Origin of the sequence: Brevibacillus sp. BC25 (assembly GCF_000282075.1) — a bacterium.
Lineage (GTDB): Bacteria > Bacillota > Bacilli > Brevibacillales > Brevibacillaceae > Brevibacillus.
Window position 1 is genome coordinate 38,028 of the sequence record NZ_AKIX01000098.1, and the last position, 10,349, is coordinate 48,376.

Annotated in this window: 9 protein-coding genes and 1 pseudogene; 6 read left to right on the plus strand and 4 right to left on the minus strand. The window is 47.8% G+C overall.

Annotation, left to right across the window (positions count from 1 at the left end; genetic code table 11):
- Positions 1-84 precede the first annotated feature (84 nt).
- On the minus strand, positions 85-843 hold the full coding sequence (locus tag PMI05_RS22945) for a TrmB family transcriptional regulator (RefSeq protein ID WP_007726955.1): 759 nt from the start codon (positions 841-843) through the stop codon (positions 85-87).
- Between the two features lie 397 nt (positions 844-1,240).
- Between PMI05_RS22945 and PMI05_RS22950 the strand changes: the two genes are divergently transcribed.
- The 6 genes from PMI05_RS22950 to PMI05_RS22975 all read left to right on the plus strand — a co-directional run bounded on the left by PMI05_RS22950 (position 1,241) and on the right by PMI05_RS22975 (position 7,340).
- The gene (locus PMI05_RS22950; protein WP_007726958.1) at positions 1,241-3,502 is read left to right on the plus strand and encodes an immune inhibitor A domain-containing protein; all 2,262 of its coding nucleotides are present in this window, start codon (positions 1,241-1,243) and stop codon (positions 3,500-3,502) included.
- 199 nt (positions 3,503-3,701) lie between these two features.
- Complete coding sequence (locus PMI05_RS22955) at positions 3,702-4,532, plus strand: electron transfer flavoprotein subunit beta/FixA family protein (protein ID WP_007726963.1); 831 nt, start codon at positions 3,702-3,704, stop codon at positions 4,530-4,532.
- Positions 4,529-5,551 (plus strand): electron transfer flavoprotein subunit alpha/FixB family protein, encoded by a 1,023-nt coding sequence (locus PMI05_RS22960; RefSeq protein WP_007726966.1) that lies wholly within the window; start codon positions 4,529-4,531, stop codon positions 5,549-5,551. Before PMI05_RS22955 ends, PMI05_RS22960 begins: the two co-directional genes overlap by 4 nt.
- A complete protein-coding gene (locus PMI05_RS22965) occupies positions 5,544-6,839 on the plus strand; it encodes an FAD-dependent oxidoreductase (protein WP_007726969.1) in 1,296 nt (431 codons plus the stop codon). The genes PMI05_RS22960 and PMI05_RS22965 overlap by 8 nt, the downstream gene beginning before the upstream one ends.
- Positions 6,839-7,135, plus strand: coding sequence for a ferredoxin family protein (locus PMI05_RS22970; RefSeq protein WP_007726971.1), 297 nt, complete (start codon positions 6,839-6,841; stop codon positions 7,133-7,135). The genes PMI05_RS22965 and PMI05_RS22970 overlap by 1 nt, the downstream gene beginning before the upstream one ends.
- A gap of 16 nt (positions 7,136-7,151) precedes the next feature.
- Positions 7,152-7,340 carry a hypothetical protein gene (locus PMI05_RS22975; RefSeq protein ID WP_007726973.1) on the plus strand — a complete coding sequence of 63 codons (189 nt, stop codon included), beginning with the start codon at positions 7,152-7,154 and terminating at the stop codon, positions 7,338-7,340.
- A gap of 37 nt (positions 7,341-7,377) precedes the next feature.
- Here PMI05_RS22975 and PMI05_RS22980 read toward each other — a convergent pair whose 3' ends face one another.
- From PMI05_RS22980 to PMI05_RS22985, 3 genes and pseudogenes are all read right to left on the minus strand, one after another.
- Positions 7,378-7,767: a M67 family metallopeptidase gene (locus PMI05_RS22980; RefSeq protein ID WP_052006451.1), complete on the minus strand. Its 390-nt coding sequence runs from the start codon at positions 7,765-7,767 to the stop codon at positions 7,378-7,380.
- A 22-nt stretch (positions 7,768-7,789) separates the two neighbouring features.
- Entirely contained in the window at positions 7,790-7,972 is a 183-nt protein-coding gene (locus tag PMI05_RS31440; protein WP_007726978.1) for a hypothetical protein, read from the minus strand.
- A gap of 82 nt (positions 7,973-8,054) precedes the next feature.
- Positions 8,055-10,349, minus strand: a pseudogene (locus PMI05_RS22985) (hypothetical protein); the annotation flags it as partial.

Consider the following 10,349-nt stretch of genomic DNA (forward strand, 5'->3'; position numbering starts at 1 on the left):
AGTAACCTTTTTCGTCCTGTGCAACTACAAATTTCTCCATACAAATAAAAAAGACTCTGGCCAAAAGCCAAAGTCCAGGTATTGTCAGTATCGGAGGCGGATGATCATCTTGCGGATTTCTTCATCGTCAAACAGTTGATCCACATATTTTTGGGTGATTTTTGTCAGCGCGACATCATGGTAAAAAGAATCGGCAAAAAATTTGACGAACGGTTGGCCGCGTGTCTTGATCGCATGCCAGCCCGAGTCCTCCTCGCCTGCAAAAATCATTTCATCTTGGTCCGCTACGATTAGCTGATAGCGCTCCAAGCCTTGATGCTCTTGCACAGGGATAAAGGAATGAACACAGGAGAGCTTGGTGTTAATCTGCCCGATAACCAAGGCTTCGATCTCCACCCCTTCTTTTTCTTTCATCTCCAGTAGGGGTACATACTCCAAAAAATCATCGGACCAGGCAGAGATGCGAATAGACCGTGTTGCTCGCTGGATCAATTGTTTGCATTCCGCGCGGATCGATTCATTAACCTTCAGGCTCCAGACCCGGTCATCACGTACGGCTTTATGAGAAAGGGAGCTGGTCAATTTTTTGACGTCTGTTTGAAATTGGCGGGTCAGCTTTTCTACCAGGCTGTCCAAAGGAAGGGCTGTATACCGCTTTTTCTTTTCAGATACAGTGTCAAGGACCATCCCCTTTTCTACCAGACGATTCAACACCTCGTAAATTTTTGCCTTTGGCACCCCCGAATGCTTCACGACCATTGCTGCATCGAGAGGCTCGCCGCTAGACGCCAACGCTTCATAAACTTTACTCTCATACAGAGAAAAACCAAATGTTTGCAGCATCAAAATCCTCCATGGAAAACACGAGCATTTTTATTCGATCGTACCGATAATCGAGTTGTTTTGCAAGAAAGAGAGAGGGGCGAAAGAAATATATGATAGAAAAATATCGAGTTTTTTCGACAAAATTCGCTAATTTTCTATGGGTCTTTAGACAGTAGACACGATGATAATATATCGATCAGATACCCTGTGAATAAATGATTCGCCGAAAATTCGGCACGTATTGTAACTAGTTCGATAGCCTTATTAAGAAATTTCTTTTGAACGGGAAGTATTTTTTGTCGAAGGAAAGAATTTGGCAAAAATTACGTATCACGCAATAATTATGAATAGTCGGAATTGGGGGTCTGATTTTTCCGATGCATCACAAATAGATAGAAAAAGAGGGTGAACCGTAGTGAAGAAAAGCAAAAAGCTCTTATCCGTTTTATTCTCCTCCTCACTCGTGCTCAGTACTTTCGTGGCTGCACCTGCAACGGGTTTGGCCAAACCAAAAGAGGACAAGCATGATCTGCATGTAGATTTGTCCACTGTTAACCTGGACCGACTGATTAAAGGGTTAATCGAGCAAGGAATCATTGATGAAGACGCCGATCAGGAAGAGATTGACGAGGCGCTGCTCGAGTACTTCGAGGACAAAAAAGTACCGCACGGCATTGATGAATCGTCCTCTTACGGTAAGGAAGCGAGCAGAGGACAGCAGGCAGCATTGGCTGATGCTGTGCAGAAAGTGGCTGAGATGGGGGAAGGCGATGAAGTGCGCTCTTCCAAACGTCTACATACTGATAACATCGTTGTCGCTCTTATCGAGTTCCCTGACCGGGAGCATAACCAGTTACCAAAAGTGAGTGACTCGCTTTGGACGGAAGACTTCAACGAAAAGCACTATAAAGAGATGCTGTTTGATCAGAAGGGGTACGAGACTCCTGAAGGAATCAGCATGACAACAATGGCGAAATACTTCTATTTGCAATCGGGAAGATCTTGGACGGTTGACGGTGTGGTAACGCCATGGCAAATGGCAGAGAATGGCTACAAGTATTATGGAGAAAACGATATCAAAGGTGGCGATTCCAATCCGCGCGATCTGGTAATCGAGACGCTTGAGGCAGTTGGGGAATCCATTGCTGGGAAAGAGGAATTGTACGATCAGCGCGATCCGTATGATATCGATGGTGATGGAGACCTGATGGAGCCGGATGGCAATCTGGACAACCTCATGCTCGTTCATGCAGGGATTGGAGAAGAGACAGGGGAAGACCCAGATGCAATCTGGTCTCACCGTTGGACCTTGAAAAAACCAGTGGATATTCCAGGTACAAGCCTCAAAGCGTTTGATTACATGATCCAGCCTGAAGATGGCGCACCAGGCGTATTCACTCACGAATACGGACACAATCTCGGTTTGCCAGACTTGTATGACACGACAAGAGCCGGAAAAGATTCGCCAGTAGGCGCTTGGTCCCTCATGTCGTCTGGTAGCCATACAGGTAAAGTCTTCCAAACAGAACCTACAGGCCTTGATCCTTGGTCCAAAATGGTTCTGCAACAAATGTTTGGCGGCAACTGGATTGCTCCGACTGTTCTGGACTACAAGGATGTAGAAAAACGCAAGAAAACGGTTCCGCTCATTGATGCGAGCAGCACCGAGAAAAGCGGAAAAGTCGTCAAACTGAATATGCCGAAAGTTGAAAAGAAACCGCCGGTTGAGCCAAAAGATGGTGGATACGCATACTTCTCGGATGAAGGCAACAAATTGAACACCAAAATGACTTCCGATGTAATTGATTTGACTGGAGTCAGCTCCGCAACGATGAAATTCGATTCATGGAGAAGCATTGAGGAAGGTTATGACTACCTGTACGTCAATGTGATTGATGCGGATACAGGTGAGAAAAAAGAAGTGCAGAAATTCGATGATATAACAAAAGGCTGGGACAAAGAAGAAATCAGCCTGAATGAGTTTGTCGGCAAAAAAGTGCAAGTTGAGTTTAACTATGTGACAGACGTTGCTTACGTATTGGACGGTTTCTATCTCGATAACTTTGAAGTAGAGGCAGATGGACAAGTCATCTTCGCGGATGATGCAGAGGGTGAGAAGAAGTTCAAGCTGGAGGGCTTCATCCACTTCGATGGAAAAGGGAAAATGTACGATGCTTACTACCTGGTTGAGCTGCGTTCTCATGAAGGAATTGACGCTGGACTGAAGCACTTCCGCCGCAACGACTCCTTCTTCACGTATGATCCAGGTATGGTGATCTGGTACTTTGATGGTCGCTTCGAAAGAACACGTGACAACAATACGAGCCAGCATCCAGGCTACGGCTTGCTCGGTGTAGTAGATGCTCATCAGGAAGTACGTTACTGGAACAATGATGAGGGGAACAAAAACGCAATCGCAGACTCCCGCTATCAGGTGAACGATGCTGCGTTTAGCCCGAACGCAACATCCGGCATGGATCTGGATTACCTTTTGGGAACGATGGAATACGAGCCGTTGAAAGGCGTTAAGGAGTTTGACGACAGTGAGGACTACTCGATGCCGGAAGTACCGGAAGTCGGAAAAATCCTGCCGCAAATCGGCTTGCAAATCAAGCTGAAAAGAGTAGACAAAAAGTTCACGGATGCATCGATTGAATTCTCGATTGACAAAGATTAATGAATAAGCCAAAAGACGCCACACAGCGCCAAGCTGATGCTTGGCGTCTTTTTCGTTTCTATGATTACTGGTCTAAGCTCGGCTGCATCGAAATAGGCTATAACAATGAACGACAAGCTGCCTGATCTGATTGCGCGTAAGAAAGGCAACCTTTTGTACAGGCATAGGTATCGCGCGCGGCAGCAAGGGGGGATCAATCATGCTGCATATTGTTGCTTGCATTAAGCAGGTGCCGGACACCAAAATCATCAAGATGAATCCGAAGACGAATACGATGGATCGCGCCAGTGCTCCAGCCATTCTCAACCCGTATGATGCACATGCGGTGGAGGAAGCCGTTCGTTTGAAGAATCGATATGGGGGTGTGGTCTCCGTCGTTACCATGGGACCGCCGCCAGCGGTGAAGGCCATTCGGAAATGTATCGAGATCGGAGCAGACGCAGGCTATCTGGTAACGGATCGTGCATTTGCCGGAGCAGACACATTGGCGACCAGCTATGCGATTACCAAAGCCATTGAGAAGATTGCAGAAAGTCAGCCAGTCGACCTCGTCATTTGTGGGAAGATGACCATCGACGGTGATACGGGACAAGTTGGACCGGGTGTTGCCAGAAGGTTGGATATTCCGCCGCTTACGTGTGTGAAAAAAGTAGTGGAGATAAACAAAGAACAAGGTTACGCCATCGTGCATCGAAAGCTGGAGGATGGTTATGAAGTCATTCAGTCGACCTTGCCTTGTTTGTTTTCCGTGGAGAAGGAGATTAACGAGGTACCTTATTCTCCGCTGCCTAACATGCTTCGAGCTGCTAGATATAATCCCGTTATCTGGTCCGTCGATGACTTGGGGGATATCGATCGGACGCAGTTAGGTCTGAAGGGCTCTCCTACCATTGTTGCAAAAGTTTGGCCCCCAGAGAAGCCAAAGGGTGGTGAAATGCTCGAAGGAAGCGCCAGCGAGCAAATCGTGCGCTTGATGGAAATTTTGCACGATAAACAGCGACTGTTTCGGATGAAGGAGGAGCAGATATGAATCTGGATGATTTTCGTGGCATCTGGGTGTTTTTAGAGGTGAGTGACGGCCGTATCGCCCCTGTATCACTCGAGCTGCTGGGGGCGGGTAGACAAATGGCTGACAAGCGAGACGTGCCGCTTGCTGGCTTGTTAATCGGAGATGGAATCAAGGAGTTGGCCCACACGGCGTTTCCATACGGTGCGGACCAAGTGTATGTATACGATCACAAGATTTTTCATGATTACCGAACAGAGTCCTATATGCGAGCTGTTATCGAATGTGTCCAGAAGCACAAGCCGGAAATCATCTTGTACGGGGCGACTTCAACTGGAAAAGATTTGGCGAGCGCTGTCGCGACGGACTTGGAGACGGGGCTGACCGCTGACACAACCATGCTCGATGTGAACGCGGAGACAGGCTTATTAGAGGCAAGCCGTCCAGCGTTTGGCGGTAACATCATGGCAACGATTTTGTGCAAAAAACATCGACCGCAAATGGCGACCGTTCGCCCGAAAGTCATGAAAGCGATTGAGCCAGACGAGTCACGTACAGGAGAAATCATTGATGAAAGCATGGAGCTACGTGAAGAAGACATTCGCACAAAAGTATTGAAAATCGTCCGGGAGACGAAGGAAAAGGTGCGGCTGGATGAGGCTGATGTGATCGTCGCTGGTGGCAAGGGACTCGGCAGCAAGGAAGGCTTTGCGCTTATTCATCGCTTTGCAGAACGAATCGGGGCAACGGTCGGGGCCAGCAGAGATGCGGTGGAAGCAGGCTGGATCGGTCATGAACATCAGGTCGGACAGACGGGAGTAACTGTCACGCCAAAAATTTACTTCGCTATCGGCATATCGGGAGCTATCCAGCATTTGGTCGGCATGCGCAACTCGGGATTGATCATTGCCATCAATAAAGATCCGAATGCCCTCATCTTCCAGTCTTGTCACTACGGTATTGTCGGTGATGCTTTTGAAATTGTGCCATTGCTCATTGAAGCATTCCAAAAGGAGCCGGACAAGGAGGTAACGTATGGCTGAGAAATTTGATGTAATCATTGTCGGAGCAGGTCCGGCTGGAACAGCTTGTGCTTATACGCTTGCCAAAGCGGGTGTAAATGTACTGTTGATGGAACGCGGGGAATATCCGGGTTCCAAAAACGTCATGGGAGGTGTTTTGTATCGCAAAACGATGGAAGACATCATTCCCGAATTTTACAAGGAGGCGCCAGTTGAACGGCCGATCGTCGAGCAGCGGTTCATGATGCTCGATAAGGAATCAGCCATCAATTTCAGCTATAAAGGCATGGAGTGGGCCCAGGAACCCTATAACAATTTCACAGTGCTGCGGGCGAAATTTGACCAATGGTTTGCAGATAAAGCCGTACAGCAGGGAGCACTTTTACTCAATGAGACCGTCGCTTTGCAGTGCATTGTTGAAAATGGCAAGGTAGTCGGGGTCAAGACAGATCGACCGGATGGGGATCTATACGCAGATGTTGTCGTTCTGGCAGACGGCGTCAACTCGTTACTGGCGAAATCGTTAGGTTTCCACAAAGAGTTTCGCCCAGATGAAGTAGCGCTCGCTGTCATGGAAGTGCTGAAGCTGGATCGCAAAATAATCGAGGATCGCTTTAATTTAGAGGGCGATCACGGTTGTACGATTGAAATTTTCGGGGATTCGACCAAAGGGATTTTGGGGACGGCGTGGTTGTATACGAATAAGGACAGCTTGAACATTGGGGTAGGGACGATGCTGTCAGGTCTGATCAAAAACAAGATCAAGCCGTATGAGTTGTTGGACTATGTAAAGAATCACCCGATGATTCGGCCGTATATTCAAGGCTGTGAGCAGCAGGAATACTTGGCGCACCTGATTCCCGAGGGGGGATATCGTTCCATTCCCAAAGTTGTCGGCAATGGTGTACTTGTTGTAGGAGATGCTGCCCAGCTCGTCAATGCTATCCATCGAGAGGGATCGAATATGGCAATGGCATCAGGTGTCATGGCGGCGGAAACGATTCTGGCGGCAAAAGAGGCAGGGGACTATTCCGAAAAAATGCTCGACGGATACCGAATCAATCTATTGAACAGCTTTGTCGGTCAAGATTTGAAAAAGTACAAGGACGCAACGCATCACTTTGAAAAATTCCCGCAGTATTTCGAACAGTATATTCCGATGATGAACAAAGCGGCGAGTCAAATGTTCACGGTTGATGGTAGCTCGAAATGGAGCAAGCAGAAGAAAATCTGGAGCGACCTCGGCTCTGCGAAGGACAAATGGAAAATGGCGCGTGACTTGATGAATGCGTGGAGGGTGATGAAGTGATGCAGGATCTACCGAAGGGCCAGTCAATCGAGGAGAAACAGTACCTTGTGCGCTTCAAAGCGGATACGGAGTCACATCTGCATGTGCTCTCCGCAGATGTTTGTGCGACGCAATGCCCTGATAAGCTCTGTACCATCTTCTGTCCTGCGGAAGTATACAAATGGGAAGAAGTGCGGATGCACGTCGGTTACGAGGGGTGTCACGAATGTGGGAGCTGCCGCATTGGTTGTCCGTACGAAAATATCAAATGGGTGTATCCGAAGGGTGGACACGGAATCATTTTCAGACTCGGGTAATGGGCGGCGATGAGCGGTGATACAAGTAGGCGATCTGGTTGTATACGTAAAGGATGGTGCAAAGGGAGTTGTCATTCATATTGAGGAGGACCGCTTCCAGGTAAAGTGGGAAGATGATTTTGTCAGCTGGGAGAAAAGGGAATGGCTGCTGCCCAGTTTAATGGAACATGGCGATCTTCAAAAACAGAAAGAACAGCGGGAGTAAATTCCCACTGTTCTTTTGTTTTGCGTGAATTTGACCACTAGTTTCGGACTGTATAAGGATACACCCGAGCAAAAGACCCCTCAATTCGAAAACAGCCGAGAACTGGTTGCGGGGAAGCGAGCGAAACGATGAGATACGCGACCTCCGGGTAATGACAGTAAGCAATATCTTCAGGTGACGGAATGGGAGGTGCAGTAGGGTGGGAGTGATAGATCCCAACCAAATGCTCCCCGCGCAACGCCATTTTGTGGAAAACGTGTTGAATCTGCTTGGGGTCCATGGCGAAAGCGACCGGGCTTTTCAATATATTTTCCATACGCCAAACCGTCTGTGCACTCCCATTTCTACCGGAAAGCAATCCGCACGTTTCATTTGGCTTCTTCTCCAGGGAATCTCGGAAGATTTCATCCCAGACTGCACGGGTCATGGAAAAGGGGGTCTCTAAAAGATTAGCCCTGCCAACGCCTGCCGCAGCAGCCTCCACTCGTTCTACTCTGGACGGACGGTTGGACTTTATGAACCGGACCGGATTTTGGCAATGGTGATCGCGGCATTCTCGATGGGCGCTGGGCAGGATGGACTTGATGTTGTTGACGTTGATGATACAGTGCACGCATTTGTTCAGGTGTCATGGTTTTTCCTCCCTTTCTGGCTGTATTATGTTGTATTCAGGATAGATTCACATGGTAACGGCTCTCGCACATTTTCAATTTTTCAACGAAACGGGTTGAATTCGTTGGCATTTTTAGGAAAGGGCATCTGCATTTTTACTGGTGTGGAAGCCAGATGTTGAGTGGAGGGATCGGAGATTGGCATGAATTGCGTGCTTGGTTGGAATTGGGTGTTTGGCTGGAATTGGGCATTTTGGTGGAGTTGACTGAAGGCTTTATTGGTTCGAGATTCTTTTTGAGTGAATTCTTTGATGATTTGCTTGTATTTTTCTTCATTGTTTTGGAGTTCTTTCAGCATGTTTTTGAGTCCGGTTATCGTTTTTTTCAACGCTTGCTCTTGGGATGTAAACTGCTCAATGGCTTTTTCTTTTTCTGTTAAAAGAGAGTCGTATTTTTGGGTTGTTTTCTCCAGTACTTCGTTCCATTTATTTTTTTGAAGAGAGACGTTCGCGAGCTTTTCGTCGTTTTCCTTGGATTGTTGCTGAAAAGATTTGATAAGATCCTGGGCCTCCGTTAATTGCTGTTTTGTTTCTTTTAACTCTGACTGGAGACTCTTAACGGTGTTTTGTGTTTGTTGGATTTCTTCGTCGCGTTTTTGGATGCTTTGCTGCAATTCTTGCTCTTGCAGGGAAAGCGATTCGGCCAGCTTTTTATAGTCAGCGACGAGTTGATTTTTTGTTAACCGAGCTGCTTCCAGCTCAAGCAGAGCTTCTGTTAATTGTTGAGAAGTCTCTTCGTACTTTGCTGTCCAACTTTGTTCGAGATCTATTGCTTTTTGCAACATCTCATGGCGGGTGGCTTCTAGCTCTTGCTCTTTCGTTCGTAAATCCTGTTTTTGCGCTTCGAGTTCTTGCTCTCGGGTGTATCTATCTTGATTCTGCACTTGTAGCTCCTGCTCCCGGGTCTGCAACTCTTGCCTCTGAACTTGGATTTCTTGCTCTTGAGAGAGGAGGGTCTGTTCCAGTGTGTTTAATTCTTGCTCCCGAGTGAGCAACTCCTGTTCACGATTGTGTAGGGTATGCCCTTGAGCCTGCAGCTCCTGCTCTTGGTTGTGTAGTTCTTGATCTCGAGCGTTCAGCTCTTGTTTCAGCGTGAGTAACTCTTGCTCGTGGGAGTGGATTTCCTGCTCATGAGAGAGAAGCTCCTGCCTGCTAAGCTGCAGCGCTTGCTCTCGAGATTGAAGTCCTTGTTCTTGAACCTGTAGTTCCTGGGTCTGAGCCAAAAGTACTTGCTCCTGGGAGAGGTTGGCTTGCTCCCAATCCCGAAGCCCCTGTTCATGGGTCTTGAGCTCTTGTTCTTGAACCTGCAACGACTGTGCATGAGCTAGTAGCGCTTTTCCTTGCACCTGCAGATCTTGTTCAACACCGTTTAGTTCTTCTTCCCGTGCTTGAAGGTCTCGTGTCTGTGCGAGAAGTTCTTGATCTCGTGCCTGAAGCCCTTGCTCGAAAGTGAGCAGTTCTTGTTCTCTCGTCTGGAGATTTTGATTCTGAGAGTAAATTTCTTGCCCGCGGGTTTGCAGCTCTTGCTCGAGAATGTAAAGGTCCTGCTCTCGTGCTTGAAGGTATTGTGTCTGGGTGAGAAGGTCTTGCCCCCGAGTTTTGAGTTCTTGTTCGAGGATTGTTAGTTCTTGGTCTTTTGTTTGCAGGTTATCTGCTTGCGTTTGCAGTTTTTGCCCTTGTACTTGGAGCTCTTGCTCAAAATGGAGAAGGTTCTGCTCCCGTGAGTTGAGGTCTTGCGTCTGGGAATGCAGCTCTAACGCTTTGGAAGTGAGTTGTTGTTCTTGCGTCTGTAGGTTATGCGCTAGGGATTGTAGGTCTTGCCCTTGCGTCTGAAGTTCTTGCTCGAGAGCGTGAAGGTCCTGTTCCCGTGCATGGAGGTCTTGCGTATGGGAATCTAGCTTTAGCTCTTTGGAAGTGAGCTGTTCTTCTTTCGTCTGTAGGTTATGCGCTAGGGATTGAAGTTCTTGGTCTTGCTTCTGAAGCTCTTGTTCGAGAACGTGAAGTTCCTCTTCTCGTGCGTCGAGGTTTTGCGTTTTGGACGTGAGATGCTGTTCTGTCGTCTGCAAGTTATGCGCAAGGGATTGAAGTTCTTGGCCTTGCGTCTGAAGCTCTTGCTCGAGATTGAGAAGGTCCTGTTCTCGTGCGTTGAGGTCTTGCGTCTGGGAATGTAGCTCTAGCTCTTTGGAAGTGAGCTGTTGTTCTTTCGTCTGTAAGTTTTGAGCAAGGGATTGAAGGTCTTGGCCTTGCGTCTGAAGCTCTTGCTCGAGATTGAGAAGGTCCTGTTCTCGTGCGTTGAGGTCTTGCGTCTGGGAATGCAGCTCTAGCTCTTTGGAAGTGAG

Coding starts and splice junctions, on each gene's coding strand:
- PMI05_RS22955 (WP_007726963.1), top strand. CDS start 3,702: ATGCTGCATATTGTTGCTTGCATTAAGCAGGTGCCGGACACCAAAATC.
- PMI05_RS22965 (WP_007726969.1), top strand. CDS start 5,544: ATGGCTGAGAAATTTGATGTAATCATTGTCGGAGCAGGTCCGGCTGGA.
- PMI05_RS22980 (WP_052006451.1), bottom strand. CDS start 7,767: ATGACCCGTGCAGTCTGGGATGAAATCTTCCGAGATTCCCTGGAGAAG.
- PMI05_RS22945 (WP_007726955.1), bottom strand. CDS start 843: ATGCTGCAAACATTTGGTTTTTCTCTGTATGAGAGTAAAGTTTATGAA.
- PMI05_RS31440 (WP_007726978.1), bottom strand. CDS start 7,972: ATGACACCTGAACAAATGCGTGCACTGTATCATCAACGTCAACAACAT.
- PMI05_RS22960 (WP_007726966.1), top strand. CDS start 4,529: ATGAATCTGGATGATTTTCGTGGCATCTGGGTGTTTTTAGAGGTGAGT.
- PMI05_RS22970 (WP_007726971.1), top strand. CDS start 6,839: ATGCAGGATCTACCGAAGGGCCAGTCAATCGAGGAGAAACAGTACCTT.